This is a genomic window from Protofrankia symbiont of Coriaria ruscifolia (assembly GCF_900634745.1).
GTDB classification, from domain to species: Bacteria; Actinomycetota; Actinomycetes; order Frankiales; family Frankiaceae; genus Protofrankia; species Protofrankia californiensis.
Map to the genome: position 1 here is coordinate 1 of NZ_CAAAFR010000121.1, position 25,579 is coordinate 25,579.

Consider the following 25,579-nt stretch of genomic DNA (forward strand, 5'->3'; position numbering starts at 1 on the left):
GCCCGCCACCGCCGCCGCCATGCTCCTCGGGCAGCTGCACGCCGAGGAATCCGGCCTGCCCGAGGTCCGCCCACAACTCGTGCGTGAACTCCTGCCGGCGGGCCACGTCCTGGAAGTACGACCGGCCGTACTTGTCCACCAACCGGCCCACGCTCTCGCGCAGCGCGCGGCGTTCCTTCGGCTCGTCGAGGACAGGCGAACGGTTTAATCGGTTCTCGCTCACAGGCTTCCTCCACGTCGAACAGGCTCGGCGTGTGCAACGTAGGACTCGATCGAGCTTCAGTCAACCCTTGCGTTGACGGGCTCGATGAGTGTCGCGTGGAGCCACCGTGCGATGCGGTCTGGCAGGTCGCGGGCCTCGTCGACGACCTTCGCCATCCAGAAGAAGCCGTGGATCAACCCGTCGTAGTGGACGGCGGCCACCGGCACACCCGCGTCGCGCAGGCGTGCCGCGTAGTCGATGCCCTCGTCGCGCAGCACGTCGTACTCCGCCGTCACCAGCAGGTCGGCGGGAGCCTGGTCAGGTCGGCCGCGCGGCCGGGGCGGCATACGGGTCCGCGCCGTCCTCCGGGGGTCCCTGCAGGCGCTTGCCAGCGGCGACGGACTCCCTCGCCTGCAGAACACTCATGCAGTCGTAAGGCAGGACTCCCAGCTCTTCGAACCGGTCGAGCAGGCGTCGGCACTGCGCGGTGAGAGGCACGGCGCGCTCAGGCCAGGCCGGTCAGGGGGCGGCCCCCGTTGTAGGCGACCCAGAGGGTGACTCCCTCACGATGGGTCAGCGACAGCGGCTCAAGCTCGACGTCGCCCAGGTCGAAGTGCGTCCAGAACGGCGGGTCTCGCCAGCTGCCGGCCTCGATGACGGCCGCTCTGGTCTGCTCGTGCGCCACGATCATGGCGTCCCGGAACAGGGGGCTGCCATGGGTGTGATCGCCGTGGTGATGGGTGTTGACGAGGTACGCGCCGGGGCCGCCATAACCGAACGGATGCTGTCGAGGTACGCCCTGGTACGCGCCTCCGTCGCACACGCGTCGATGCCGACTGCGCCATGAGGTCCGACCAGGAGACCGGTATTGTTGATCCACCAGCTGCCATTCGGCTGGACATACGCGAACACACCATCGGACACCTCCGTCAGCACCGGCGAGCCGAGGGAGGATTCTTGCAGTGACGTGCTCATCGCACTCCTTAAACACTTGTGTTGACGAAACGTCGCACACGGGCCCTTCCTGGGCAAGCAGCCGGACGCGGCCGCCCTCACGGGCACCACGCCGGTGTGACCGCACCCGCGGACCCTTGGTGAGGCAGTGAGAAAGGACCCCGTGGCTGAGCCTTCGAGCGGCATCGCCCGTCGGCGCGAGACGGCGCGCAACGAAGCGAACCCTACCTACCTGCAGCGTAGGCAGGAGATCGTCGCGGCGGCCGCGCGCGTCTTCAAAGCGAAGGGCCTACAGGGCGCCAACCTCGCTGACATCGCCGCCGAGTCAGGGGCCGACCGCGCCTCGCTCTACTACTACGTGGGCAACAAGGAAGAACTCTTCCACGAAGTGGTCCGCGAGGCCGTGGTCGCCAACCTCACCGTCGCCCAGGGTATCCGGGACGGCGAGGGCAAGGCTCCCGACAAGCTGCGCCGCCTCATCATCTCGCTGATGGAGTCCTACGAGCAGCAGTATCCGATCCTGTACGTCTTCATCCAGGAGAACCTGACTCACGTGCCGGACAAGCACGCCGCCTGGGCACGCGACATGCGGCGCATCAACCGGGACTACGAGTCGATCCTCATCGAGCTCGTGCAGCAGGGCATCGACGAGGGCTCGATCCGCCCCGTGGCGCCCGCCTGGGTCATGGCCTACGGGATCATGGGGATGGCCGGCTGGACCAACCGGTGGTTCAACCCCGACGAGTCCACGATCAGCGCGACCGAGATCGGCTCAGCCTACGCGGACAGCTTCCTGCGCGGCATGGAGATACCCGTGCGTGGGCGACGCCGGAGTCGCGGGGAGGCCTGACGCCCGGCGCACCCACTGACCAGCGCCCCCGCCCGCGCTGACCCGCGTCCCCACCACACAGGCATCGACGTCCGCGTCGGCGGCGGTGCCTGCGACTGATAGCTTGATCGTCAGGCGTACACAAAGTGGGCCTGGAGGCGCTCGCCGTCCAGGCTCACCCACCCACGCGAACGCGCGTAGGACACCATGCCGTCGAACGACGCGGCCGTCCTCTCGGCGCTCGAAGCTTCCAGCGCCGAGAGGACGGCCGCACGTAGACCCTCGACGCTGAGCCACACGACGTCGCCGGCCACATGCCCGAGGCCGGCTTCCGTCAGCGCGCCGGAAGCAGCCGATGCTTCGACGCAGCCACGAGCCCGGCCGGGGTCCGGCTCGACGACGAAGACCTCGCAGTCGGCCGCGGCGAAGACGTACGCGATGCCGACGCCCATGGTCCCGGCTCCGATGACACCGACTGCCGTCACGTGTTCCTCCCGTCGATCGACATGGCAATGCGTGCGGCGCAGGTGCGTCGTGATTCGTGATTCGTGAGAAGCCCGGCACCGGTCCCGCATGGCGGACGCTACGACGCCTGCCGACGTTCGTCAACTTCAACGTTGACGTGATGTCACGCCCTTGAAACCCTGACCCGTGGCCGACCAGAACGCCCCCGGGCTACGCGCCGACCGCCGGGTTCAAGGCATGCGCTCGTAGGCGGGCAGGGTGAGGAACTCGGCGAAGTCGTCGGCCAGCACCACCTCGATGAACAGCAGACGTGCCTGCTCGAAACCGGCGGCGTCGAACCCGTCGCCGAGCCGCTGGGCGATCGTGGCCAGTTCCTCGACAATGATCCGTTCGACCAGGTCACGAGTGACGGGCAGGCCGCCGTCGAGAACGACCCCGTGGTGCAGCCACTGCCAGATCTGGGAGCGTGCGATCTCGGCGGTGGCCGCGTCCTCCATCAGGTTGAAGATCGCGACCGCGCCGCTGCCCCGCAGCCATGCCTGCAGGTACTGCAGGGCCACGCTGACGTTGTTGCGCAGCCCCGCCTCGGTCTGACTGCCGCCGGCCGAAGCGACGTCGAGGAGTGCGGCCGCGTCCACCGTCACGTCGTCACGGGTCCGGTCGAGCTGGTGCGGACGATCGGCGAGCACCCCGTCGAACACCTCCCGGCACAGCGGCACCAGGTCCGGATGGGCGACCCAGGAACCGTCGAAGCCGGCCTCGGCCTCGCGGGTTTTGTCCTCGCGCACCTTCGCCACGGCCGTCTCGTTCACGGCCGCGTCGCGGCGGCTCGGGATGAAGGCGGCCATCCCACCGATGGCGTGCGCGCCCCGCCGGTGGCAGGTGCGTACGAGCAGGTCGGCGTAGGCGCGCATGAACGGTGCTGTCATCGTCACCGAGTTGCGGTCGGGCAGGACGAACCGTCCGCCCCGGTCACGCAGCTTCTTGATGACGCTGAACAGGTAGTCCCACCGGCCCGCGTTCAGCCCGGCGGAGTGCTCACGCAGCTCGTAGAGGATCTCCTCCATCTCGAAGGCCGCCGGGAGGGTCTCGATGAGCACCGTGGCGCGGATCGTGCCACGGGGAAAGCCCAGGGCGTCCTCGGTGTGGCTGAAGACCTCGTTCCACAGCCTCGCCTCCCGATGACTTTCCGTCTTCGGCAGGTAGAAGTAGGGTCCGGAGCCCGCCTCGAGCTGACGCCGGCCGCAGTGGAACGCGTAGAGAGCGAAGTCGAACAGACCGCCGCTGACGGGCTCGCCGTCGACGAGCAGGTGCTTCTCGTCGAGATGCCAACCGCGGGGACGCACCACGATCGTGGTGGTCGTGTCGCCGAGGACATACCGCCTGCCCTCCGGGCTGATGAAGTCGATGGTGCGGTCCAGGGCGTCCCGCAGGTTGACCTGACCGGAGATCATGTTCTCCCACAGCGGGGTGTTGGCGTCCTCGAAGTCCGCCAGCCAGACCTTCGCCCCCGAGTTCAGTGCGTTGATCGTCATCTTGCGGTCGGTGGGCCCGGTGATCTCGACTCGGCGGTCGACCAGGCCGGGCGCGGGTGGGGCGACCTGCCAGTCACCCTCCCGGACGTCCTTCGTCTCGGGCAGGAAGTCCAGGTCCGCGCCCGCGGACAGCTGGGCCTGCCGCTGCGCGCGGGCGGCGAGCAGGGCACCGCGGGTGGCGCCGAACCGACGGTGCAGGTCGGCGAGCAGATCCAGCGCGGACCGGGTCAGGATCTCCTCGCTCCGGTCCACCCGCGGTCCGATGATCTCGATCCCGGCGGGGATGTCCAACTCACTCATACACCACACTCGAATTCCGTATCGTGGAAATTAAAATTCGTATTATGGAACAACGTACGATAGCCGTCGGTGCAGCACAACCACCGCCGCCGACCTGCACCCGTGCGGAGGATCACGGAGTTCCCCTGTGGCGGAGGGCCGACGGTCACGTGGTCCGCGCTGTCACGCGATCCGCGTGGAGGTGGGAGGTGTACATCGCGCACCGGGCAGCAGCGCGTCCGCCGCCAGCAGCTCCGCGACCAGCCCGTCCTGGAGCGCGGTCGTGGAGGGCTCCGGCGTGTCGTCCGCACCGCGCAGCCGGGACGCCCAGTGCAACGACACGTCGGACAGATGAGGGAAGCGGGTCGGCATAGAGATCACGGCCTCCGCGACCGGGAGCAGGACCCCCGGTCAGGACCGCCCACGCCCGGATCGCTGTCCCCTGCGAGGACCCGGACGCCACCGGGCCCCCTCCCCGTCATCACGAAAAGATCGCTCCTGGGTTGAGGATGCCCATCGGGTCGAGCGCCTGTTTGATCCGCAGCGACAGGTCGAGCACATCCGGGCCGACCTGATCGACCAACCACGCCTTCTTGAGCCGGCCGACGCCGTGCTCGCCCGTGATGGTGCCGTCGAGGCGAATGGCCAGGTCCATGACCTCACCGAAGGCCAGCTCCGCACGTCGGGCCATGTCCTCGTCCGCCGGGTCGACGACGATCAGCGGATGGGTGTTCCCGTCGCCGGCGTGGGCGATCAGCGCGATCGTGACCTCCCGGGCCGCGGCGATCGCCTCGATGCCCGCGACCAGGTCAGGCAATCTGGGGAGCGGGACACCGACATCCTCGAGCAGCACCGTGCCTCGGCGTTCGACCGCCGGGATGGCACTGCGGCGCGCGACCACGAACGCCTCACCGGCCATCGCGTCGTCGGTCTCGAAAATCTCGGTGGCACCGTTCGCCTCGCACGCCGCGGCCATGGTCTTCATCTCGAGCTCGGCGGCGATATACTGGCTGTCCGAGCGTGCCACGAGCAGCGCGGCCGCGTCGCGGTCGAGCCCCATCCGCAGCATGTCCTCGACGGCGTTGATGGACGTGCGGTCCATGAACTCGAGCATCGCCGGACGCACGGCCGAGGTGATCGCCAGGATCGCCCCCGTCGCGTCCAGCGTGCTGGCGAAGGTGGCCACCAGCGTGCTGGTCGGCGGCTGGGCCGGCAGCAGTCGCAGCGTCGCCTCGGTGACGATCCCCAGAGTTCCCTCACTGCCGACGAACAGCTTGGTCAGCGACAGACCGGCAACGTCCTTCAGCCTCGGGCCACCGAGGCGCACGGCCGTGCCGTCGCTCAGCACCACCTCGAGGCCGAGCACGTAGTCGGTGGTGACGCCGTACTTGACGCAACACAGGCCGCCGGCGTTCGTCGCGACGTTGCCGCCGATCGAACAAATCTCGAACGACGACGGGTCGGGCGGGTACCACAGGCCGTGCTCGGCAGCGGCAGCCTTCACCTCACCGTTGAGCAGCCCCGGCTGCACCACTGCCATGCGGGTGAGCGGGTCGATCCGCATCGTTCGCATCCGCTCGGTCGACAGCACTATCCCGCCGTCCACGGCGGTGGAGCCGCCGGACAGCCCGGTGCCTGCCCCCCGGGGCACCACTGGAACCCGGTGACGCGCCGCCCAGCGCACGGCGGTCTGTACCTGTTCGGTGCTCTCGGCGCGCACCGCGGCCAGGGGCATGGCCGCCCGCGGGTCGGCGGCCCGATCGCGCCGGTACTTCTCCAGTAGGTCGGGGTCGGTGACAACCACACCATCGGGCAGTTCGTCAACCAGTTCGGCGAGCGCCGCGTCCACGAAAGCATCACCGTCTCTCGGTGTCGCTTGGTATCGTTATTTCACGATACGGAATTTTAATATTACATTGTGAAAGCAGAGGCTAGATCGGACGGCAGGCAGCGGTCAAGACAATGCGGGAGGCTCGGAAAGTCATGACCTTCGATCAGCGCCCCACGGCGACGGGAGCCGCGGATGGCCCGAACACCTCCGGAGCCGCCGGGGTGCAGTCGGTGCAACGTGCCCTCACCGTGCTCGAGGTCGTCGAGGCGGCACATGGAGCGTGTTCTCTCAGTGAGATGGCCGCGGCGACCGGGCTTCCGCTGCCGACCATCCACCGGCTCGTCCAGACCCTCGCCGCACGCGGCTACCTCCGGCGGCTGCCCGACCGCCGGTACTGCCTCGGCTCGAGACTCGTCCCCCTGGGCGCGGGCGCGAACGCGCTGTTCGGCGAGCGGGCCGGTCCGGTGCTGCGCGGGCTGGCCGACCAGCTCGGCGAATCGGTCAATCTCGCGGTGCTGGCAGGCAGCCTCGCGGAGTACGTGGCGCAGGCGCCCGGCTCGCACTCGATGCGGACGTTCACCGAGGTGGGACGGCGGGTCTCGCTGTACTGCACCGGCGTCGGCAAGGCGCTGCTGGCCATGCTCCCCCCCGACCGGACGAGGACGATCCTGGAGACCTCACCGCTGACCCCGCGCACGCCCACGACGATCACGGACGTCGACGAGCTGCTGAGCGAGCTGTCGCTGATCCGTTCGCGCGGCCACGCCCTCGACGAGGAGGAGATGGAGATCGGTGTCCGCTGCGTCGCGGTCCCGGTACCTGCGGTGCCGCTCATGGCCGGGTCGCCCATGGCAGTGTCGGTCTCGGGGCCAACTGTGCGCATGACCGACGAACTCGTCGAACGTACGCTGCCCGCGCTCGCGCGCACCGCCTCCGAGCTCGCCGACGTCCTCGTCTGACGCTCCCGCGACCTCATCGGGGCCGGTGGACGCCAACCTGCCCACGTCCAGTTGATTTTCGGACCAGAGGTAGCGAGAACGGTACGGGCAGCGTCAGCTTGACCGAGTCGCCTCCCAGCATGATGTAACAGTATTTATATAAATACTGTTACTATAGCTGGGTGACGGTAGACAACACCCCTGACCCGACCGAGCGCAGCCGCTGGCGGCCATTGCGGCTGCTGCAGGCGGCGATGGATGCTGACATCGCCCGGATCTACGCCGAGGTGCCCGTCGAAGGGCTCAAACCGAGCTTCGTGATGGAGCTGATCCGGCTGCACGCGCACGGCCCGATGACGATCACCGAGCTGGCCGAATCGGTGCAGCGCACCCACTCGGCGATAAGCCAGAAGGTGGCCGCTATGCGCGCCGCCGGCTTGGTCCGGACCACTGCGGGTGCCGATGCCCGCAGCAAGAAGGTGACGCTCACGGCCAAGGCCAGCCGCGTCGTGGACCGGCTTGCGGCCGAATGGCGGGCCGCTGAGGCCGCCATCGCCGAGATCGAGGCGGAGATCCCGTACCCGCTCAGCCGGGTCGTCACAGACATCGAGGAAGTACTGCGGCGTAAAAGCTTCCACGACCGGATCGCCGAGAAGCTCGCTGAAGACGTCGCATGGGAGTGAGGCGCACACTGATCGATCTGGCCCCCCTGCGATCGTCACCGCAGTTCCGGCGGCTGTGGATCGGCCGGGCGTTCTCCGGATTCGGTAGCCAGATGGCGCTCGTCGCGGTGATGTTCCAGGTCTGGCAGATGACGGAGAGCACCGTCTGGACCGGCGCCGTCGGCCTGGCGCAGGCGGTTCCGATCATCACGTTCGGACTCTTCGCAGGATCGATCATCGATCGCAGCGACCGGCGGAAGTTCTACCTGATCGCCATTACCGGCCAGGCCATGTGCTCAATTCTACTGGCGGCGCAAGGGCTTTTCGGGCACCTGCCGGTGGTCGGAATGTTACTGTTGGTCGCGATGCAGTCCTGCTTCGTCGCCGGTGGCGGCCCGGCGTCGCGCACCTTCATCCCGCGGCTGCTGCCCGAAGCTCAACTGGCGGCTGGGCTGGCATTGAACCGGATCGCCTTCCAGGCGGCCATGCTGCTGGGGCCGGCGCTGGGCGGACTGGTCCTCGGGTGGCTGGGCGTCGGCGGCTGCTACCTGATCGACGCAATCACCTTCGCCGCGGTATTCTACGGCGCGTTCGGACTACCGGCCATGCGGCCGGAGGGTCAGTCGTCCCGTCCGGGCCTGTACGGGATACTGGATGGTCTGGGTTTCCTGGCGCGGAATCCTACGATCCGCGGCGCACTGCTCACTGATCTGGCCGCCACCGTGCTTTCGATGCCGATCAGCCTGTTTCCACTGATCAATACCGAACGATTCGGGAACAACCCGCGCACCCTCGGGCTGTTCCTGTCAGCGATCGCAGTCGGCGGGGCCATCGCGTCAATCTTCTCCGGGGCATTCACCCGGCTGCCCCGCCCTGGCCTGGTGATGCTCGGTGGCTCGGCCGCCTGGGGCATGGCGCTAGCGCTGTTCGGAATCTCGCCGAACCCCTGGATGGGGCTGGCCTTCCTGGTGTTGGCGGGTGTCGCCGATACTGTTGCGGTGGTCTCCCGCGGCACGATCGTGCAACTGCATACCCCGAACGCGCTGCTCGGCCGAGTGGTCGCCGCCGAGCAGATCGTCGGCCAGGCCGGCCCGGACGTCGGCAACATGCGTGGCGGTCTGATCGCCGCCACGACGTCGGGAATGACAGCTCTGGTGAGCGGTGGCCTGCTATGCGTGGCGATGGTGACTCTTATCGGCGCGGCCACGCCCGAGCTACGCCGGTCCTCCAGGACACCACCCAGCGAGAGCCAACGTCCAACTTTGCCGATACCGGCGCGACGGACGAACCTCACCGGTCCTCGTCGCTGAAAGGCCCGAATCAGATCACACCGGACGATCACACTGAGACGCATCCTTCTGACGCGATGAGCTCGTGTTAGCAAACCGGGTGCCCGCATCTCGATCTTACCGCCAGTCCCTACTCACGCCCGCAGCCGGTCGATCCAGGAATGGGGTCCGTATGCCTGGGTAATGGCGTGGGTGAGCCAGCGCCTCTGCTGATCGGTCAGCGTGGGCAGCACTGCGGTGAAGTCTTCCTCGTCTTTCGGCCGTGGTGCCCCGGCCTTGTAGAAGAGCTGCACGTCCGGGGCCAGATAGGGGATGCCGCTGGTCGATGTGAGCCCGAGCGTGTCGATCGTCCGGCGTACCCGAGAATCACGGCGCGACACCCATTCCTGTTCGTGGGACTCGTCGAGCATGAACTGGATCTGCCAGGGTGCACCGGGCCCTGGCTGGCACCAGATGTCATGAACCTCGGCGGGCAGTTCCTTGCCGGGTATCCACGGACGCAGGCTTCCCGGCGGATCGGCGGCCCACCACTGCCAGTCCGGCAGAACCTGTTGCACCGTGAGCTGGTCCCGCCGCAACAGAAGGACGTCGATATCGTCGTGGTTTCGGATGCGATGGCCGACCGCGAGCTCGATCGCGAGGCCCCCAGCCACCCACCAGGGAGTCTTCACACCAACGAAACGGGCAGAGACTTCATTCAGGGACACGGGGGCCCACATGCCCAGGGGGCTGTGCTCATATGTCATGCCGTCCATCTTGTCTTGCCCCTGATAGGTGGAGAATCGTCTGCCCTGGCCCCGATCCGTGTATGACCTGCGCCATCAACTGTTGACCTTCGCATGGGTGTCAGGGTTTAACCTGCCCGTCACCAGCCGTCAAGAAGGCGAAGGAGCGTGCAATGCCGGGAGCAGTGGTGATCGGGGCAGTACCGGGGATCGGCCGATCGGTTGCGCGTCGGTTCGCCGACGAGGGCCTGCCGATCGCCCTCATAGCACGCGGCAAGGAGACCGTGGAGGCCGCGGCGGAAGCTGTTGCGCGCTCGGGAACGCGGGTCGTGTGCCTCACCGCTGACAATACGAACGAGACGGCGCTGCGCGTAGCGTTCCCGTGCGTCAGAGCCGGTTTGCGGATTCCATCGGCGCTCACACGGCGACCGCTTGTTGTTCACTGCTGATAGCAGCAGCATGCTGCTATGGTCACTGCGATCACCATCCGGGACGTACCCGACGAGACCCGCGACAAGCTTGCCTCACGGGCTGCGCTCAGCGGTCGTTCACTGCAGGAGTACGTACGTTCTCATCGGCCACCGTGACTCCGACCGCCGATGACCCTGCCGGTGGCGGTCGCCAATGTATTGCGCCGCGCCGCCATGGCCGGCGAGATTTCCGCCGATACCGCAGCCCTGGCCCACGCGGACCTGCTGAGCCTTCGGGTCGAGTTGTTCGCCCACGAGCCGTTCGCCACAAGAGTGTGGGAGCTGCGGGAGAATGTCACGGCCTACGACAGCTGGTACGTGGCACTCGCCGAATCGCTGGGCGCAAAGCTCGCCACGCTGGACCTCCGGTTGGCGAAGGCCACCGGACCGCGCTGCACCTTTGCTACCCCGTGAGCTGCCACGGGGCCTACCGAGCTTGTCGGCGACCGGACAGACGAGCAGGTCGCTCGCGGACCCTGCCGCTCACGGACAACGAGGCATCAGAGAGCGGCTGATCCGGGTTGGTGACGATCTCGTAAGGCCCATCCGTCACGGGCTCCGTGAGGGGCGTCCGATCTTGTGGGACGGGAACCGGAGGGCCGCAGCCCTCGGCTTCGGAGTAGGGGCTGGGTGGTATGTCAGGTCCACCGCTCGTCTGATAGGTAGCTCTGATAGGTAGCATGGCGCCCGTGCCAGAGGCGCACCTCACAGGTGAGAAGGCCACGCTGCTCGCGACGTTGTACGGCAGAGCGCTGGACGCCGAGTCACCCGGCTCCATTCTGCACGACACGATGGCTCTGGAAACCGTCAGACAGATCGACTTCGACTTCACCAAGACCGGGCTGCGGCGCGGCGAGCACGCCGCCGTTGTCCTCAGGGCCGGGCACTTCGACGGGTGGACCGCCGAGTTCCTCACCGCGCACCCGAAGACCACCGTGCTGCACCTGGGCTGCGGCCTGGACACCCGCGTCTACCGCCTCGATCCCGGCCCCGGCGTGCGGTGGTTCGACGTGGACTATCCCGATGTGATTGATCTGCGGCGACAGCTGTATCCCTCGCGTGGGGGTTACGAGATGATCGGTTCGTCCGTCACCGACCCGTCCTGGCTGGCGCAGGTGCCCAGTGATCTCCCTGTGCTGGTGGTCGCCGAGGGCCTGACGATGTACCTCAGGCAGGACGAGGGCAAGGGACTTTTCCAGCGGATCGTGAACCGCTTTCCCAGCGGCCAGTTCGTCTTCGACGGGTTCAGCAGGCGCGGCATTCGGATGCAGAGGTTCAACAAGGCGATCCAGGCTGCGGGGGCGACCGTCTCGTGGGGCATCGACAGCTGCGTGGAACTCGAGGCGATCGATCCCCGGCTGCGGTGCGTGACGTCCATGGGCGCCTTCGACCTCGACGGCTTCGAGAAGCTACCGACGGGCTACCGCATGATAGCCAAGGCGGCAAAGCTGGTCCCCGCCGTGAGAAGGATGGCGGTCTTCTACCGGCTGGAGTTTTGACGGGCGTCTCTGCCCCGGTCTCACCACACCCGGGCACCGACACTCGCCCAGCCCAGACACCCACCTGCTCGTAGCCACCATCGACGTGCACGAGGCGAACGAGCAAACTGGGCTACTCCTTGTGACAACCGGGCGCCCCGTCGGCGGGCGACGCCGCGAACCACTGACGGCATGGGTATGGGTGGAGACGGGCATCCGTCAGCACATGTGGATCCAAGTGTCCGCCAGCATATGCCGACGAGATGTCGGCGATGGCCGATCTCGACCGTGCCGATCAGCCGGTGAAGCGGACGGGCAGCTCGGCCATGCCGCGCACCACGAGATTCGGCCGGTAGGCGGGAGGATCGGCGAGCAGCTCGACCGTCGGCGCCCGGCCCGCGAGCGCCCGCAGCGCGATCTCCATTTCCAGCCGGACGAGAGGCGCGCCGATGCAGTAATGCAGGCCGAGGCCGAACGACATGTGCCGGTTCACACCGTTTCGGTCCGTGTAACGCGTCAGGTCCAGCCGGTCCGGTTCGTCGAAGGCGTGCGGATCCCTGTTTGCCGACCCGAACATCACCATGACTCCGTCGCCGGGCACAAAGGTGTGTCCGGACAGCTCGATCTCCCGTGTCGCGACCCGGGTGGTCAGCTGCGACGGGGCGTCGTAACGCAACAGTTCGTCCACCGCGGGTGCGGCGAGGTCGGGGTTGTCGCGCAGCAACGCGAACTGGCCCGGATTCCGCAGCAGGGCGAGCACCCCGTTACCCACCAGATTCACCGTCGTCTCGTGGCCCGCCACGACCAGCACCACCAACGTGGCGAGCATCTCGTGGGCGGTCAGTCGATCACCGGCCGCCTCGACCGCGGCAAGGGCGCTGATAAGATCGTCCTGTGGCTGGGCCCGGCGTCGCGCGATCAGGGCACCGAAGAACTCGATGAACTCCCGGGCCGCCTCGGTCCGGGCTGCGACCTCTTCCGGGGTGAGCAGCACGTCGGGATCCAGCCCGCGGGCAATTCCCGCCGACATCCGCCGGACGGTTGGATGATCTTCGGCTGGGACCCCGAGCAGTTCGCAGATCATAGTCAGTGGCAGGGGGTAGGCCAGCGCCTCGATCAGGTCCACCTCACCGGCGGCCACCGCCCGGTCGACCAGCTCGTCGACGACCTGCTCCACGCGCGGCCGCAGGCCCTCGATCGTGCGGAGCGTGAACGCCTTGCTGACCAGCCCGCGCAGCCGGGTGTGGTCCGGCGGCTCCATCCACAGGAACGACGCGGGCAGGTCCAGGATGTCACTGCCCGGATGCAGCAACTCGGGCTCCTCCGCATGACTCCACGCAGGGTTCTGCAAAATGGCGTTGCACTCGGCATAGCGCGGCACCAGGCTCAGGTTGAGCGGGCCAGGCGGAAACGGACCGGCCGCGCGCAGTACCTCGTAGCTCGGGTACGGATCGTGCCGCCAGTCGGGAGCGAAGGCGTCGAGCACCGCCTGGCCGACGGCAGGCTGGCCGACGGCAGGGGTGGTCTCGGTGGAGTCATGCGCAGAGGCCTGTTCGACGGTGAGATCCACGTTCAGCTCCTCTCGAAAATGACATCGAAAACAGCAGCCCGGCGATCCTCACTCCTATTGCCGGGGTTCTTCCTGGCACTCCATGCCTGCCCGGAAGAACCCCGGGCACGAAAACATGATCGTGTCGCCTTCGGTCTTCCATGGCGCAGGTTTTTCGTGTCCACGTCGAAACCTTCGTGAATCTCATCAGCGCATGCTGTCCGGTCGGTGAACAGGCCATAAATCAGCCACAAAAAGCACTGGAATGAAGGTCGACGAACGGATATTCCTTATCGTGCGACTATGATTTCAAATCGATCGACAGCGTATGGAGATCAGTGACGCGGCGCGCCTGCCCCGCCAACGGGCCCTGTCGCCGCAACGGGCTCCGCAGACAGACAGGCCCTGTCCAGCCGGCAGGTGTCAGGACCCGGTGATCTCGAGTACGAGCTTGCCGGTGTTCCTGCCGGCGAAGAGCATGAGCAGTGCTTCGGGAAAACGCCCGATTCCGCCGGGGACCACGTCCTCACGCGGCCGCAGCGAGCCGTCCGCCAGCCAGGCGGCCAGGTCCGCCGTTGCCGCCGGGTAGCGGTCGGCGTAGTCGGAGACGAGCATCCCCGTCATGGACGCGCGCTGGATCAACAGCGACCGGTAGTTTCGCGGCCCCCTGACCTGTGTGGTCGCGTTGTACTGCGAGATGGCGCCGCAGATGACCACGCGCGCGCCGCGGGCCAGGTGGGTGAGGACATCGTCGAGGATGTCCCCGCCCACGTTGTCGAAGTAGACGTCGACACCGTCCGGAGCGTACTTGCGCAGCGCGCCCTGGACGTCCTGCGATTTGTAGTCGACGGCGGCGTCGAAACCGAGCTCGTCGACCAGCCAGCCGCACTTCTGCACGCCACCGGCGATACCGACGACACGGCATTCCAGGCGTTTGGCGATCTGCCCCGCCACGCTGCCGACAGCACCGGCGGCTCCCGAGACCACCACGGTGTCGCCCGGTCGAGGACGGCCGACGTCGAGCAGCCCGAAGTAGGCGGTCAGGCCTGGCATCCCGAGCGCGCCAAGGTAGGTCGGCAGCGGCGCCCGGCCGGGGTCGACCGTGACGACGCCCTGCCCGTCGGAGACGGCGTACTCCTGGACGCCGAAGAGCCCGGTGACATGGTCACCCACGGCAAAACCGGGGTGGTTGGAGAGGACGACACGGCCGGCTCCGAAGGCGCGCATGACCTCCCCCAACGCCACCGGCCGGACATAGGAGCGCGCCTCGTTCATCCAGCCCCGCATGGCGGGGTCGAGGGAGAGGTAGCAGAGCTCGACGAGGAACTCCCCCTCGCCGGGCGAGGGGACCGGCTCCTCGACCTGCTCCCAGTCGCCGGGCCTGGGCAGGCCCACCGGACGGGTGGCAAGACGGATCTGACGGTTGACGGTCTTCAACGTCTAACCTCCGCGGATACGACGGCGCCGGTGCCGCGGATGCTGGGCACCCACCGCTGACGGTAGCGGCTACGACCCGTCGGAGGGCCGATCGCTGAGATAGCCGTTGCGTTCCAGGAAGGCCAGCAGCGCGTCCGCCGCACCGGCGGCGTCCACGGGCCCAACGATGGTGGGCGGTTCGTGCGCGACCAGCACGCCGGTCAGCTCCATCAGGCGCTGCCGGGCAGCGGCGCCCTCCGGCGGTGGCACGACCCTGGTTCGCGGCCGGAACGGACGTGCCGAGCGGACCGTGACGGCAGCCTCCGAAGCGCCGGCATGGGCGGCGACGGCTTCCGCGACAGGTATCTCGGCCCGCTGCGCCGCCAGCGTCGCCGGCAGGGAGGCTCGCCGCAGCCGGACACCAGCACCCTCGACAGAGCACACCGCCGGAGGGCACACCCGCAGCCGTTCCCGCCGACCGCCGTCGAGGCGGCGCTCGGCCAGCAGCAGGCCGCCGTCGACGCGCAGGTCGACCAGCCCGAGCGCCTGGGCGGCGCCAAGTTCGTGCGCCAGCAGCGCGGGCAGTGCGCCCGTGCCCCGGTCCGGGGACCTGTCGCCGCAGAGCACCAGCGCCGGCTCCCCCACGATACGGATCGCGGCAAGGAGGCTGCGGGCCAGGGCACGCTCGTCCCGGCCTAGATCGTCGAGGTAATGTTGCGCCGACCCGAGCGGCTCACCGGCATGACGTGGATCGTCACCACGATGCGGATCACCGGTGTGCGCCCCCGGCACCGGCACCGGCCACGGGACCCGCAGCACCCGCGCGCCGAGCGCGATCGCGCCGCGCAGCGTCTCCTCGGCGGCGACCGGGCCGGCGGCCACGGCCAGCACCGACCCATCCCAGGCGTCGGCGATCCGTAGCGCGTGCTCGAAAGCAGCCTGCTCGGCCGGGCAGATCCCGGCACCGCGCGGGTCCCGGGTGACGACCCCGGTCAGTGGGTCGACCTCCGGCCGCAGATCGGTGTGGCGCAGGCACACGACGACAAGCGGTGACCCCGCCGACCCGGACGGCTGCGACGTCATGGCCGTCACCCCCGCCGGAAGACGACGCCCTGCCCGCCGTCCGGATAAGTCCATCTGATCGCGTTCTCACCGTTGCAGACCATGTAGCACGTCCCACACTCGAAGCACTGCTCGTAGTTGAACAGGATGCCGCCGTCGGCGGTCGGGGCGAACAGGTTGGCCGGGCAGGCGGTCACGCACGCCTTCGTGGTGCACGAGCGGCAGACGTCGGAGTCGACCACGATGTGGGCCCGTTCGCCGACCCGGAAGTCGACGGTGGCCATCCGGTCCTCGAAGGAGATGTCGTTCCAGCGTTCGTCCGTGGCGGCCCCGGTCATACCGGCCGAGCCGGCCGTGGCTGCCGGACCCGTCGGACCCGCCGGACCCGCCGGACCCGCCTGCCCGGCCCTGCGGCGGCGACCCCTGATGAGGCTCATCGGAACACCCTGCCGATCCGGACGGCGTCGGCGGCCAGTTCCCACAGGCTCACGCCGTTACGCTTCGCCGCCCGCCGGAGCAGCCGGGTGATCCCGGGCTTGGGCGTCGGGTTCGTCACGGTGAACACCCCTTCGGCGATGTCGGTGATCAGGCCGGGATACCGCTGCTGGATCCGTTCGGACAGGATCACCTCGGGCGCGCCACGCAACCTCCTGTGGTCGGCCAGCACGAACTGGCTGTCCAGGTCGGACCGGTAGGAGGCGAGCCCGGCCGACGACACGTCACCCGCGGTGACCGCCCGAGCCGCGGCCCGACCCGCCGCCAGCCCCGAGCCGATGGCGAAGTTGACTCCTTCCAGCCAGATGCCGGCGGCAAGCGTCATGCCGGCGGCGTCACCGGCAAGCAGAAGCCCGTCGGCGTGCAGCCGCGGCATCGCGTCGTAGCCCCCTTCGGGGATCAGATGGGCGGAGTACTCCTTGACCGTCGCCCCGCGCAGATACGGCGCGATGGACGGGTGCGTCTTGACGTCGGCGACGATCTCCTCGGGACGTACCTTCGCGGCTGCCAGCTGGGGCAGGGACAGCACCACGCCGACGCTGACCGTGTCCGCGTTGGTGTAGAGGAAGCCTCCGCCGGGGATCCCGCGGGTGCAGCCGAGCATCTCGATGTCCACGCCTTCGGCGCGCCGCACCCCGAAACGTTCGTCGATCACCTCTTCCGGCAGCGACAGCACTTCCTTGACGCCGAGGGTGTGGTGCGCCGCGTCGGCCGGCGGCAGCAGGCCGGCCTCCTTCGCCAGGAACGAGTTCACCCCGTCACAGGCGATCACGACCTTCGCGCGCAGGTCTCCGTCCTCCCGGTCGGTGCGCACACCGACGACGCGGCCGGCGGCGTCGCGCAGCAACCCGGTGGCCACGGTCGAGGTGATCAGCCGCGCGCCCGCGGCCACGGCCTTGCCCGCCAGCCAGCTGTCGAAGTCCGCCCGGTAGGTGGTCATCCCGTTGTAGGGGGCGGCGCCCCACGCCTGGCTGCGGTAGTCGATGGACAGCGACCGCGTCGGTGTCATCATCATCGTCGACCGCCGCACCACCCAGCGCTCGACCGGGACCTCCTCCCACCAGGAGGGGAGGACCTCGTCCAGGATGCGACCGTAGATCACACCGCCGTAGACGTTCTTCGCCCCGGGAAACGGCCCCCGCTCAAGGAGCACGACGGACTTTCCCGCCCGGGCCAGCTCGAGCGCGGCGGCCGACCCCGCGGGGCCGGCGCCGACGACGACCGCGTCGAAGGACGGTGCGGGCTGTAAGGACGATGCGGATTGTGCGGGCGTTGCCGTCACGGCCGGACCTCCTCGGCAACGGTGACGCCGAATCGCCGGGCCAGCTCCACCAGCAGGTCACGGGCGTCGGTGACCAGGCCGAGGTCGGCCATGGCAGTCATCGGACAGGACGGGTCGACGTTGACGCTCACCACGTGCCGGGGCGACCCCAGACCCCCGACATGCTGGCTCGCACCGGAGATCCCGAACGCGACGTACAGCTCGGGGCCGACCGTGACACCGGTCGTGCCGATCTGGCGGTCATAGCCGATCCAGCCGGCGTCGGTGGCGACCCGGGTCGCCCCCGCCGAGGCGCCGAGCGCCGCCGACACACCTGCCAGCAGGTCGAACAACGCCCGCGCCTGATCCCCACCGGCTCCGGCGGGCACCAGCCCCGCGCCGCCGCCGACAACCCGACCGGCCTCGCCGAGGTCCATCGTCGCCGGGTCCGGTTCGACCACCTCGACGACGTCGACGTCCCACACCTGCGGCGGCAGGGCCGGAAGCGTCACCTCACACGGGTCGGGCTGGTGCCCGACCGCGGACACGGTGCGCACGCCCGGCAGCAGGGTCGCCACTGCGGGCTGCGCACACTCGACCGTGAGCAGCAGCCGGCCGTCCACCCTCGACAGCTCCGCCCGCACCACGGCGCCATCACGGCGGACCGAGACTGCGCCGGCAAGCAGCGGACGGTCGAGTTCGGCGGCCAGCCTTGGTGCCAGGTCACGGCCGTCCGGGGACGCCGGCAGCAACAGCAGCGGCACGTCGGCGAGCACGTCGGCCAGCACCCGGGCGACCGCGCCGACGCGCAGCCCGGGACCGGTGTCGCTCCACCACAGCGCCGACGCGCCCGTGACCGACTGCGCCGCCGCTTTGGCCCCGCCACCGATGACCAGCACCTGCCCACCGGCCTCGGCGATGCTCTCCTGCGCACCCAACGGCAGGACCCCGCCCCGTGCCACCACCAGGGCAAGCGCCGCCCCTCCCGGAAGGAACTCACGCCCTCCTACACTCACAGCCCCCGGATCGCTCCGTCGGCCGTTCCCTACGCGGCCCTCCTCGTCCCTCGGACGACCACTACGCTCACGCCCTCCTACACTCACAGCCCCCGGATCGCTCCGTCGGCCGTTCCCTACGCGGCCCTCCTCGTCCCTCGGACGACCACTACGCTCACGCCCTCCTACGCTCACAGCGACACCGCCACGCGCTGGCCCTCGACGACCGCCGCGTGCGCCCGCCGGGGCGCCAGGCAGTCACCCACCCGATGGACGGGGAACGGGAGCGCACCCGCGTCCCCGCGCAGGCTGCGCCACAGCGTGTCCTCCGGCTGTTGCTGGACGGCGCACACCACCCAGTCCACGGCGCGGTGGATGTCGGTGCCGGTGGGATGGTGCTGCAGGGCGAGCACCACACCGCCGTCCGCACCGGATGTCACCCCCATCGGCACCAGGTCGGTGCTCTGGACGATGCCTCTGGCCGCGGCCTTGACGTTCCAGGTCTCCAGGTCCAGGGTCACGCCGAGATCCTGCCCCACGACCATGCCGTTGGTGACGACCTCGACCTGGCATCCCCGGTCGGCCAGCAGCTCCGCGGTGGAGGTGGCCTGGTGGAATCCCAGTTCGTCGACGACCACGACGCTTCCCGCCGGATCCGCCCGTCCCTCCAGCACGTCACGCACGTCCACGACCCGGGGATGCCCCGCCGCCCACCACGGGGGGTTCGGGCGGGCGCCCGTCGCCAGCACCACCGCGTCCGGAGCCTGGGAACGCAGGAAGTCCGCGTCCACCTCGGTCGCGGTCCTCACCTCGACGCCGATCCGCTGCACGTGCGCGATCAGGTTGCGCGCGATGTCGAGGAACTCGGCTCGGCTCGGCACGGCGGCCGCCACCGGCACCTGGCCGCCCAACCGCGGCGACCGTTCGAACAGGGTGACGTGGTGCCCGCGCTGGGCGGCGGTGACAGCGGCCTGCATGCCGCCGGGACCGCCGCCGACGACGTGGACCCGCTGCCCGCGGCGGCGCGGCGCCGGCAGCGGCACCGACTCCCGGCCGGTACGCGGATTCTCGATGCAGCCCAGCCACCGGTTGAGCCCCATCCGTCCCACACATTCCTGGTTGCAGGACAGGCAGGTACGGATCTCGGTGGCGTGGCCGGCGCGGGCCTTGGCCACGAAGTCGGGGTCGGCGATCTGCCCGCGCACCACCCCGATGAGGTCGGCGTGTCCCGCGGCCAGGGCCCGGTCCGCCTGCAGGGGGTCCTTGAACCGGCCGACACCGACGACGGGGATGCTCACCACCTGCCGGATCGCGCTCGGAATGAACATCGCGTAGCCCGGCGGCACCTGCATGCTCGCCTCGATCATGTAAAGCGTCGCGGTGGCGACCCCGATCGAGGTGTTGATGTAGTCGACCTTTCCGGTGGCGTCCACCAGCCGGGCAACGGCGACGGCTTCCTCGATCGTCGTTCCGCCCTCGATCAGCTCGTCGCCGCAGATACGCACGCCGAGGGCGTGCCGCGGGCCGATGGCCTCGCGGACCACGTCCACGATCTCCAGCAGCAGGCGGGCCCGGTTGGCGAGCGTTCCCCCGTAGGCGTCGGTGCGCCGGTTGGTCGCCGGGGAGAGGAACCCGCGCACGATGGACGAGTGGGAGCACTGCAGCTCGATGCCGTCGAACCCCCCGGCGACGCAGTGCGCGGCGACCAGCCCGTAGCCGGCGATCACTTCCTGTAACTCGTGCGGCTCGACGGCCTTGGGCACCTCGCGGAACAGCGGGTCGGGCACCGGGCTGGGTGCCCACACCGGCAACCGCGAGTACATCGACGACGCCTGGCCGCCGTTGTGGTTGATCTGGGCGAGGATCGGCACGCCGTGCGCGTGCACCGCATCGGTGATCCGCCGGTAGCCGGGGATCACCTCCGGATTGAACCCGTGGATGAGCTTCTCGTACGGCCAGTCCGTGGGATGCGTCGAGTGCTCCTCGGTGATGATCATCCCCGCGCCGCCCGCAGCCCTGGCCGCGTAGTAGGCCGCGTGCTGCTCGGAGGGCAGACCGTCCTGCGCGTAGTTGGTCAGGTGCGCCGAGAAGACCACGCGGTTATCAACCGTAATCGGACCGATGCGCAGCGGGCTGAACAGGTGCCGATAGCGGCTGGTGGCACTCATGTCGCCTTCCTGTGGACGGGTTGTTCCTGTGTGCGGAGTGCTGGCGCGCCGGCATACGGGGATCACCGGTGTACCGGCGGATACGGATCGCCGGCCTGCCGGCGCTAACCTCGGTGTGCCGCGGCCGGCGGCCCTCGGTGTGCGGCGGCCGGCGGCCAGGCCGCCGGGAGGCTCGTATGCCCCGCCCCGACCTCAAGTGCCCGCCGGCGGCCCTCCAGAACCGCTTCGAGGACCGTCCGCGGCGCCACGCAGTCGCCGGCCCGGGGCGTGCCCGGACGGGCCGTGTACAGGGTCTCCTCGGGGAGGCGGTGACCGCAGTCGACGAGCACCGCACACGGCAGCACACGGCGCTCACCCGTCCAGACGTCCTCCAGCACGACCCGCCCACCGCCGACCGACCGCAGCAGCACCCGCAGCTGGCGGCGCACACCCGCCCGCTGGAGCCGGGTGTTGGCCGGCGCGAGATCACCGGGGAGGGACAGCAAGGTGCCCGCCACGGTGTCGGGCGTGCCCAGGGCCACTTCACGCCCGGCACCGGCGAGCCATTCGGCGAGCCCGATCGCCACCGGTCCCCCGACCGGATCGTGGACGAACACCGGCCCGGGGGGAACGGCGTCCAGACCGCCGCGCAGCACGTCGAGCACGTCGAGCACAATCGTCCCGCCGATGTCGGGACGACCCTCGGCGGCGCCGCTGCCACTCTCGCCGGCCCCGGCACCATCGGCAGTCGTCCTGTCGATGTCGGGACGGCCCCCGCCCTCGCCGCCACCGCCATCGGCATCGGCATCGGCATCGGCATCGGCATCGGCCGGTCCGTAGCAGCGGGGCACGGGCCGGGAGCCCGTGGCGAGCACGACGTCCCAGCCGTCCGCCGCGGCCGTGTCGAGATCGTCGACGGTCACCTCGACACCGAGGTCGACCTGCACGCCCAGCCGGCGGCACTGCGCTTCCAGCCAGTCGGTGAGCAGGGCCAGCCGGGTCCGGCCGGGGCCGACCGAGGCGGCCCGCAGCGCCCCGCCGAGCGCGCCGGTGCGTTCGGCCAGCCGGACCCGGTGCCCGCGCAGCGCCAGCACCCGGGCGGACTCCAGCCCGGCGGGTCCACCGCCGACCACCAGCACGTCGCGGGCCCGCGGGTCGGTGCCCGCGACGGTTTCCCCGGCGGTCTCGTAGCCGCTGTACGGCTCACCGACACAGCTCACGATCGGATTGCGGTTGTCACGCACCCGGCAGGCCTGATTGCACAGGATGCAGGGCCGCGCCTGTTCGGCCGTCCCCGCGCGCACGAGGCGCACCAGGTCGGGCTCGGCGATCTGCGCCCGGGTCATCTCGACCATGTCGGCGACACCGCCGGCCAGGGCAGCCTCGGCCACCGCCACGTCCACGACGCTGCCCTGCAGCACCACGGGGACGCGCCCGGCGGCGCTGGCCCGCATCTGCCGGCACAGCTCCAGGTTGAACGCCGGCGGCGTGTGGGCGGTGGGCCGGTAGGCCGAGGCGGAGAAGGGACCGCCGCGCACCACGACGAGCAGGTCGATGTCGCCGGCGAGGGCGGCGACCTGCTCGGCCGCATGCTCGGGGGTCACCCCGGCCCAGGGCGCGAGCTCGTCGCAGGACAGCCGCAGCGCGAGGATCCGGTCGGCCCCCAGCGCGCCGCGTACCGCGGCGAGCACCTCGCGGGTCAGGCGCAGCCGATCGGTGCCGTAGCCGTCCCCTCGCTGGTTGGTCAGCCCGGAGTGGAACTGGCGCAGCAGGGAGACGACCCCGGCGTCGATTTCGACGCCGTCGGTACCAGCCGCCGCGGCCAGCCGGGCCGCGGCGGCGAAACCCTCGACGACCGCGTCGATCTCGGTCTGCTCCATCTCCGCGGGCAGTTCGCGGCTACCCGCGTCGGCCACCGGTGACGGCGCCCACATCACCGACTGGGAGAACGCGCTCGAGCCCTGCCCACCGGCATGGCCCAGCCCGGCGAGCACGAGGGTGCCGTGCGGCCGGCAGGCGTCGAGCACCGCCGACCAGCCGGGCCTGCAGTCGGCGGCCAGCGGCGCCCGCTCGTAGGGCCAGTCGTCGCCGGTGACCGACGCCGTCTCGGTGACGACGATGCCGGCACCGCCCGCCGCCCGGCGGGCGTAGTAGGCGACGTGCCGGGGGCTTAAGGAGCGCCGGTGACCGAGGTTGGTCTCGTGCGGTCCGAACAGCACCCGGGACGGAGCGCACCGCGCCCCCAGCACCAACGGGTCGACCAGACGCGGGGTGGGCATGGTCAGTGCCCCGCGGGCGCAAACCCGGCCAGCGGGTCCTGCTGGCAGGCGCTCACCGGCGCGCGGCCGATGACCACCGGAACTGGCCCCGGCCCACTGCGGCGGGGCGTCTTCGGAGTACCACCGTTGGGAGCAGCACCACTGGGAGCAGCACCGCGGGAATGGTCGCCGGAGGGTTTCGGGACGCTGGCCTCACCGCGGGCCAGCAAGGCGTCGACTCCGTAACCCTGGACGCACTCGGGATCCGGGCCGTCCAGGGGAAGGCCGGTGAAGAACTTGGCGGCCATGCAGCCGCCCCGGCAGGAGTCGAAATGCGCGCAGGAGGTGCACGCACCCCCGCTCTGCGGCGCCCGCAGCTCGGTGAACAGTTCCGAGGAGCGCCAGATCCGCTGGAAGCCGCCGGGCTCGCGGACGTTGCCGGCGAGGAAGGAGTCGTGGATGGCGAACGGGCAGGCGTAGACGTCCCCGATCGGATCGATCAGGCAGACCACCCGGCCGGCACCGCACAGGTTCAGCCCGGGCAGCTCCTGGCCGTAGGCGGACAGGTGGAAGAAGGAGTCGCCGGTGAGCACCTGCTCGCCATGGGCTACGAGCCAGTCGTAGAGCTCACGCTGCTGGCCGGCGGTGGGATGCAGGTCGTCCCAGACGTCGGCGCCGCGGCCGGACGGGCGCAGCCGGGTCAGCCGCAGCTGGGCGCCGTACCGGTCGGCGATGGCCTTGAACTCGTCGAGCTGGCCGACGTTGTGCCGGGTGACGACGACGGACAGCTTGAATCCCGCGAAGCCGGCGTCGGCCAGGTTCTGCATGGCGCGCACGGCGGTGGCGTGGGAACCCTCACCGCGTACCGCGTCGTTGACCTCTGGGCTGGCGCCGTCCAGCGAGATCTGCACGTCGATGTAGTCGCTGCCGGCGAGCCGGGCGGCGACCTGCGGGGTGATGCGCACCCCGTTGGTGGAGAACTTCACGCCGACGTGGTGGGCGGTCGCGTAGTCGACGATCTCCCAGAAGTCCGGACGGACGGTCGGTTCCCCGCCGCCGATGTTGACGTAGAAGACCTGCATGCGCTCGAGCTCGTCGATGACCGCCTTGCACTGCGCGGTCGTCAGCTCGCGCGGGTCGCGCCGCCCCGAGCTGGACAGGCAGTGCACGCAGGCCAGGTTGCAGGCGTAGGTGAGTTCCCAGGTCAGGCAGATCGGGGCGGCCAGGCCGTGCTGGAAGTGGTCGACCAGGCGGGCCGGCGCCGCGGCGACGTTCACGGCGAGCTCCTTTCGACGAGCATGGCGGATGCCGCCAGCGTGGCAAGGGCGCGGTGGTACCGCGGCAGGTCGGCCTCGGTGAGACCGACCGCCGTGGCGGCGTCCCGCGCGCAGGTATGTTCCGGCAGCGCCTGGACCAGGCGCAGCAGCATCGGGTCCTTGAGAAAGGACAGCCTGCGCGTCCCGAAGTGGTAGACCAGAGCCCCGAAGGGCTCTGGCCGTACCGAGACCTGGGGATGCAGCTGCCAGGGGGCGTCGAGGGCGAAGTCGGGGACGGCCCGCGCCGCCGCCGTGGGCTCGGTCATGCGGCGTGCGCGGTCTAGTAGACCCCGCACATCCCGTCGATGGAGACGTCCTCGACGAGGAACTCCGTCTCGATACCGTCGACGGTGTCGACGGTATCGGCCTGCACTGTGACGGCCGCATCCTCGTCGACACCGACCAACGTCTGGCCTGCGTGGTCACCCATGGCTGCTCCCTTGTCGTTGGAGTGATTCGTGCGCGGGATCGCAGTAATGGCACCCGGTGCCGAGTCACAGTAATGGCACTTGGTGCCGAAAGGAAGTCCTCGCGCCGCCGGACCCGTCTTTTCCGCCGGGGACGCACTCCGGGAGCCCTCCCCGGCATGGTCGGATCGCCTCCGGGCCAGACCCGCTCGACCCGACGCTCCTGCTCGACCCGCAACGCCTACTCGATCCGGAGCGCCTGCACCGGGCGCGTCGACGCCGAGCCGGGCCACATGCTCCTTCTCCAGGTGGATCAGCGCCTACCTGCGGAAGAGAATCACCTGATCGCTCCCGCAAGATCCAGTTGGCCTGTGAGCGCGCGACCATGACTGCTTCCACGCGCTACCAGGCCGTCATATCCGGCGCCGTAGCACCCATGGCGGAATCTGTCATCAGATTAGCGACGTTCCCTACCTGGTTAGGCTGAGGCTCACGAGCCGCGATCGGCTCCCCACCCAGCTGAGGCCGGAGACAGGATGACCGATAACGCGACGCCCGCTGGCACGGCGACGCCTACGGGCCCGACCGGCCCGCTGGCGGGGTTACGCGTCGTCGAACTCGCCGGAATCGGCCCGGGACCCTTCGCTGCGATGCTGCTCGCCGACCTGGGTGCCGACGTGCTCAGGGTGGATCGTCCGGACGAGTCGGGCAGCATCGTGCCGCCGGAGCTGGACGTGCTGCGCCGCAGCCGCCGCTCAGTGGCCATCAACCTGCGCTCCCCCGAGGGCGTGCGGGCGGTGCTGGACCTCGTCGAGCGGGCGGACGTGCTGATCGAGGGCTACCGGCCAGGGGTCACCGAACGTCTCGGGGTCGGCCCGGAGACATGCTGGGCCCGTAATCCCCGCCTGATCTACGGCCGGATGACCGGCTGGGGTCAGGACGGCCCGCTGTCGCCGACCGCCGGGCACGACATCTCCTACCTCGCGATCACCGGGGCGCTGCACGCGATGGGCCGT

29 protein-coding genes are annotated in these 25,579 nt (G+C 69.7%); 9 read left to right on the top strand and 20 right to left on the bottom strand.

Annotation, left to right across the window (positions count from 1 at the left end; all coding sequences use genetic code 11):
- The 4 genes from CV1CTNOD_RS14490 to CV1CTNOD_RS14500 form a co-directional block, all read right to left on the bottom strand.
- Positions 1 to 223, bottom strand: a 223-nt coding sequence (locus tag CV1CTNOD_RS14490) for an acyl-CoA dehydrogenase family protein (RefSeq protein WP_165485521.1), incomplete at its 3' end; no start/stop codon positions are given.
- Positions 224 to 279: 56 nt separating this feature from the next.
- Positions 280 to 549, bottom strand: coding sequence for an alpha/beta hydrolase (locus tag CV1CTNOD_RS14495; RefSeq protein WP_131786623.1), 270 nt, complete (start codon positions 547 to 549; stop codon positions 280 to 282).
- Positions 521 to 700, bottom strand: coding sequence for a hypothetical protein (locus CV1CTNOD_RS26695; protein ID WP_165485522.1), 180 nt, complete (start codon positions 698 to 700; stop codon positions 521 to 523). Before CV1CTNOD_RS26695 ends, CV1CTNOD_RS14495 begins: the two co-directional genes overlap by 29 nt.
- A 7-nt stretch (positions 701 to 707) precedes the next feature.
- Positions 708 to 1,025: a hypothetical protein gene (locus CV1CTNOD_RS14500; RefSeq protein ID WP_131786624.1), complete on the bottom strand. Its 318-nt coding sequence runs from the start codon at positions 1,023 to 1,025 to the stop codon at positions 708 to 710.
- 294 nt (positions 1,026 to 1,319) lie between these two features.
- On the opposite strand from CV1CTNOD_RS14500, the gene CV1CTNOD_RS14505 reads away from it, so the two are divergent.
- Positions 1,320 to 2,006, top strand: a complete 687-nt coding sequence (locus CV1CTNOD_RS14505; RefSeq protein ID WP_165485523.1) for a TetR/AcrR family transcriptional regulator — start codon at positions 1,320 to 1,322, stop codon at positions 2,004 to 2,006.
- A gap of 110 nt (positions 2,007 to 2,116) precedes the next feature.
- On the opposite strand, the gene CV1CTNOD_RS14510 is transcribed toward CV1CTNOD_RS14505, so the two are convergent.
- The 4 genes from CV1CTNOD_RS14510 to CV1CTNOD_RS14525 form a co-directional block, all read right to left on the bottom strand.
- Positions 2,117 to 2,470 (bottom strand): 3-hydroxyacyl-CoA dehydrogenase NAD-binding domain-containing protein, encoded by a 354-nt coding sequence (locus CV1CTNOD_RS14510; protein WP_207386448.1) that lies wholly within the window; start codon positions 2,468 to 2,470, stop codon positions 2,117 to 2,119.
- A gap of 210 nt (positions 2,471 to 2,680) precedes the next feature.
- Entirely contained in the window at positions 2,681 to 4,285 is a 1,605-nt protein-coding gene (gene aceB, locus CV1CTNOD_RS14515; protein ID WP_131786627.1) for a malate synthase A, read from the bottom strand.
- Positions 4,286 to 4,447: 162 nt separating this feature from the next.
- Positions 4,448 to 4,645: a hypothetical protein gene (locus CV1CTNOD_RS14520; RefSeq protein WP_131786628.1), complete on the bottom strand. Its 198-nt coding sequence runs from the start codon at positions 4,643 to 4,645 to the stop codon at positions 4,448 to 4,450.
- A gap of 100 nt (positions 4,646 to 4,745) precedes the next feature.
- Entirely contained in the window at positions 4,746 to 6,113 is a 1,368-nt protein-coding gene (locus tag CV1CTNOD_RS14525) for an FAD-binding oxidoreductase (protein WP_131786629.1), read from the bottom strand.
- A gap of 134 nt (positions 6,114 to 6,247) precedes the next feature.
- Here CV1CTNOD_RS14525 and CV1CTNOD_RS14530 point away from each other — a divergent pair, with 134 nt between their 5' ends.
- The 3 genes from CV1CTNOD_RS14530 to CV1CTNOD_RS14540 all read left to right on the top strand — a co-directional run bounded on the left by CV1CTNOD_RS14530 (position 6,248) and on the right by CV1CTNOD_RS14540 (position 9,005).
- The gene (locus CV1CTNOD_RS14530) at positions 6,248 to 7,054 is read left to right on the top strand and encodes an IclR family transcriptional regulator (protein WP_131786630.1); all 807 of its coding nucleotides are present in this window, start codon (positions 6,248 to 6,250) and stop codon (positions 7,052 to 7,054) included.
- Between the two features lie 233 nt (positions 7,055 to 7,287).
- Positions 7,288 to 7,716 carry a MarR family transcriptional regulator gene (locus CV1CTNOD_RS14535; RefSeq protein ID WP_131786648.1) on the top strand — a complete coding sequence of 143 codons (429 nt, stop codon included), beginning with the start codon at positions 7,288 to 7,290 and terminating at the stop codon, positions 7,714 to 7,716.
- Positions 7,707 to 9,005: an MFS transporter gene (locus CV1CTNOD_RS14540; RefSeq protein ID WP_131786631.1), complete on the top strand. Its 1,299-nt coding sequence runs from the start codon at positions 7,707 to 7,709 to the stop codon at positions 9,003 to 9,005. The genes CV1CTNOD_RS14535 and CV1CTNOD_RS14540 overlap by 10 nt, the downstream gene beginning before the upstream one ends.
- Positions 9,006 to 9,118: 113 nt before the next feature.
- Here the strand turns inward: CV1CTNOD_RS14540 and CV1CTNOD_RS14545 are convergent, their stop codons facing one another.
- The gene (locus CV1CTNOD_RS14545; RefSeq protein ID WP_131786632.1) at positions 9,119 to 9,730 is read right to left on the bottom strand and encodes a nucleotidyltransferase domain-containing protein; all 612 of its coding nucleotides are present in this window, start codon (positions 9,728 to 9,730) and stop codon (positions 9,119 to 9,121) included.
- Positions 9,731 to 9,882: 152 nt separating this feature from the next.
- On the opposite strand from CV1CTNOD_RS14545, the gene CV1CTNOD_RS27880 reads away from it, so the two are divergent.
- From CV1CTNOD_RS27880 to CV1CTNOD_RS14560, 4 genes are all read left to right on the top strand, one after another.
- A complete protein-coding gene (locus tag CV1CTNOD_RS27880) occupies positions 9,883 to 10,158 on the top strand; it encodes an SDR family NAD(P)-dependent oxidoreductase (RefSeq protein WP_131786633.1) in 276 nt (91 codons plus the stop codon).
- Positions 10,159 to 10,176: 18 nt separating this feature from the next.
- Positions 10,177 to 10,296, top strand: coding sequence for a FitA-like ribbon-helix-helix domain-containing protein (locus CV1CTNOD_RS28380; RefSeq protein WP_431607120.1), 120 nt, complete (start codon positions 10,177 to 10,179; stop codon positions 10,294 to 10,296).
- A gap of 12 nt (positions 10,297 to 10,308) precedes the next feature.
- Positions 10,309 to 10,593 (top strand): type II toxin-antitoxin system VapC family toxin, encoded by a 285-nt coding sequence (locus CV1CTNOD_RS14555; RefSeq protein ID WP_131786634.1) that lies wholly within the window; start codon positions 10,309 to 10,311, stop codon positions 10,591 to 10,593.
- Positions 10,594 to 10,859: 266 nt separating this feature from the next.
- A complete protein-coding gene (locus tag CV1CTNOD_RS14560) occupies positions 10,860 to 11,678 on the top strand; it encodes a class I SAM-dependent methyltransferase (protein WP_131786635.1) in 819 nt (272 codons plus the stop codon).
- 274 nt (positions 11,679 to 11,952) lie between these two features.
- Here CV1CTNOD_RS14560 and CV1CTNOD_RS14565 read toward each other — a convergent pair whose 3' ends face one another.
- From CV1CTNOD_RS14565 to mftA, 11 genes are all read right to left on the bottom strand, one after another.
- Complete coding sequence (locus tag CV1CTNOD_RS14565) at positions 11,953 to 13,227, bottom strand: cytochrome P450 (protein WP_131786636.1); 1,275 nt, start codon at positions 13,225 to 13,227, stop codon at positions 11,953 to 11,955.
- A gap of 402 nt (positions 13,228 to 13,629) precedes the next feature.
- Positions 13,630 to 14,643 (bottom strand): NADP-dependent oxidoreductase, encoded by a 1,014-nt coding sequence (locus CV1CTNOD_RS14570; RefSeq protein WP_207386451.1) that lies wholly within the window; start codon positions 14,641 to 14,643, stop codon positions 13,630 to 13,632.
- 69 nt (positions 14,644 to 14,712) lie between these two features.
- Positions 14,713 to 15,705: a mycofactocin-associated electron transfer flavoprotein beta subunit gene (locus tag CV1CTNOD_RS14575; RefSeq protein ID WP_242606694.1), complete on the bottom strand. Its 993-nt coding sequence runs from the start codon at positions 15,703 to 15,705 to the stop codon at positions 14,713 to 14,715.
- A gap of 5 nt (positions 15,706 to 15,710) precedes the next feature.
- Entirely contained in the window at positions 15,711 to 16,121 is a 411-nt protein-coding gene (locus tag CV1CTNOD_RS14580; protein WP_207386452.1) for a ferredoxin family protein, read from the bottom strand.
- Positions 16,118 to 17,461 (bottom strand): FAD-dependent oxidoreductase, encoded by a 1,344-nt coding sequence (locus CV1CTNOD_RS14590; RefSeq protein WP_131786640.1) that lies wholly within the window; start codon positions 17,459 to 17,461, stop codon positions 16,118 to 16,120. Before CV1CTNOD_RS14590 ends, CV1CTNOD_RS14580 begins: the two co-directional genes overlap by 4 nt.
- Positions 17,458 to 18,456, bottom strand: a complete 999-nt coding sequence (locus tag CV1CTNOD_RS14595; protein WP_131786641.1) for a mycofactocin-associated electron transfer flavoprotein alpha subunit — start codon at positions 18,454 to 18,456, stop codon at positions 17,458 to 17,460. Before CV1CTNOD_RS14595 ends, CV1CTNOD_RS14590 begins: the two co-directional genes overlap by 4 nt.
- A 170-nt stretch (positions 18,457 to 18,626) precedes the next feature.
- The gene (locus tag CV1CTNOD_RS14600) at positions 18,627 to 20,603 is read right to left on the bottom strand and encodes a mycofactocin system FadH/OYE family oxidoreductase 2 (protein WP_131786642.1); all 1,977 of its coding nucleotides are present in this window, start codon (positions 20,601 to 20,603) and stop codon (positions 18,627 to 18,629) included.
- 104 nt (positions 20,604 to 20,707) lie between these two features.
- Positions 20,708 to 22,861: a mycofactocin system FadH/OYE family oxidoreductase 1 gene (locus tag CV1CTNOD_RS14605; RefSeq protein WP_131786643.1), complete on the bottom strand. Its 2,154-nt coding sequence runs from the start codon at positions 22,859 to 22,861 to the stop codon at positions 20,708 to 20,710.
- A 2-nt stretch (positions 22,862 to 22,863) separates the two neighbouring features.
- A complete protein-coding gene (gene mftC / locus CV1CTNOD_RS14610) occupies positions 22,864 to 24,117 on the bottom strand; it encodes a mycofactocin radical SAM maturase (RefSeq protein ID WP_131786644.1) in 1,254 nt (417 codons plus the stop codon).
- Complete coding sequence (gene mftB / locus CV1CTNOD_RS14615; protein ID WP_131786645.1) at positions 24,114 to 24,422, bottom strand: mycofactocin biosynthesis chaperone MftB; 309 nt, start codon at positions 24,420 to 24,422, stop codon at positions 24,114 to 24,116. The genes mftC and mftB overlap by 4 nt, the downstream gene beginning before the upstream one ends.
- A 14-nt stretch (positions 24,423 to 24,436) precedes the next feature.
- Positions 24,437 to 24,586: a mycofactocin precursor MftA gene (gene mftA, locus CV1CTNOD_RS14620; RefSeq protein ID WP_131786646.1), complete on the bottom strand. Its 150-nt coding sequence runs from the start codon at positions 24,584 to 24,586 to the stop codon at positions 24,437 to 24,439.
- A 513-nt stretch (positions 24,587 to 25,099) separates the two neighbouring features.
- On the opposite strand from mftA, the gene CV1CTNOD_RS14625 reads away from it, so the two are divergent.
- The coding region (locus CV1CTNOD_RS14625) for a CoA transferase (RefSeq protein ID WP_131786647.1) at positions 25,100 to 25,579 on the top strand (480 nt) is incomplete at its 3' end.

What these genes read in the sequence shown, in the direction of transcription:
- CV1CTNOD_RS14600 (WP_131786642.1), bottom strand. Translation starts at nt 20,603, where the DNA reads ATGAGTGCCACCAGCCGCTATCGGCACCTGTTCAGCCCGCTGCGCATC.
- CV1CTNOD_RS28380 (WP_431607120.1), top strand. Translation starts at nt 10,177, where the DNA reads ATGGTCACTGCGATCACCATCCGGGACGTACCCGACGAGACCCGCGAC.
- CV1CTNOD_RS14605 (WP_131786643.1), bottom strand. Translation starts at nt 22,861, where the DNA reads ATGCCCACCCCGCGTCTGGTCGACCCGTTGGTGCTGGGGGCGCGGTGC.
- CV1CTNOD_RS14495 (WP_131786623.1), bottom strand. Translation starts at nt 549, where the DNA reads ATGCCGCCCCGGCCGCGCGGCCGACCTGACCAGGCTCCCGCCGACCTG.
- CV1CTNOD_RS14575 (WP_242606694.1), bottom strand. Translation starts at nt 15,705, where the DNA reads ATGACGTCGCAGCCGTCCGGGTCGGCGGGGTCACCGCTTGTCGTCGTG.
- CV1CTNOD_RS14545 (WP_131786632.1), bottom strand. Translation starts at nt 9,730, where the DNA reads ATGACATATGAGCACAGCCCCCTGGGCATGTGGGCCCCCGTGTCCCTG.
- CV1CTNOD_RS14555 (WP_131786634.1), top strand. Translation starts at nt 10,309, where the DNA reads ATGACCCTGCCGGTGGCGGTCGCCAATGTATTGCGCCGCGCCGCCATG.
- mftB (WP_131786645.1), bottom strand. Translation starts at nt 24,422, where the DNA reads ATGACCGAGCCCACGGCGGCGGCGCGGGCCGTCCCCGACTTCGCCCTC.
- mftA (WP_131786646.1), bottom strand. Translation starts at nt 24,586, where the DNA reads ATGGGTGACCACGCAGGCCAGACGTTGGTCGGTGTCGACGAGGATGCG.
- CV1CTNOD_RS14535 (WP_131786648.1), top strand. Translation starts at nt 7,288, where the DNA reads ATGGATGCTGACATCGCCCGGATCTACGCCGAGGTGCCCGTCGAAGGG.
- CV1CTNOD_RS14580 (WP_207386452.1), bottom strand. Translation starts at nt 16,121, where the DNA reads ATGAGCCTCATCAGGGGTCGCCGCCGCAGGGCCGGGCAGGCGGGTCCG.
- CV1CTNOD_RS27880 (WP_131786633.1), top strand. Translation starts at nt 9,883, where the DNA reads ATGCCGGGAGCAGTGGTGATCGGGGCAGTACCGGGGATCGGCCGATCG.
- CV1CTNOD_RS14530 (WP_131786630.1), top strand. Translation starts at nt 6,248, where the DNA reads ATGACCTTCGATCAGCGCCCCACGGCGACGGGAGCCGCGGATGGCCCG.
- aceB (WP_131786627.1), bottom strand. Translation starts at nt 4,285, where the DNA reads ATGAGTGAGTTGGACATCCCCGCCGGGATCGAGATCATCGGACCGCGG.
- CV1CTNOD_RS14540 (WP_131786631.1), top strand. Translation starts at nt 7,707, where the DNA reads ATGGGAGTGAGGCGCACACTGATCGATCTGGCCCCCCTGCGATCGTCA.
- CV1CTNOD_RS14560 (WP_131786635.1), top strand. Translation starts at nt 10,860, where the DNA reads ATGGCGCCCGTGCCAGAGGCGCACCTCACAGGTGAGAAGGCCACGCTG.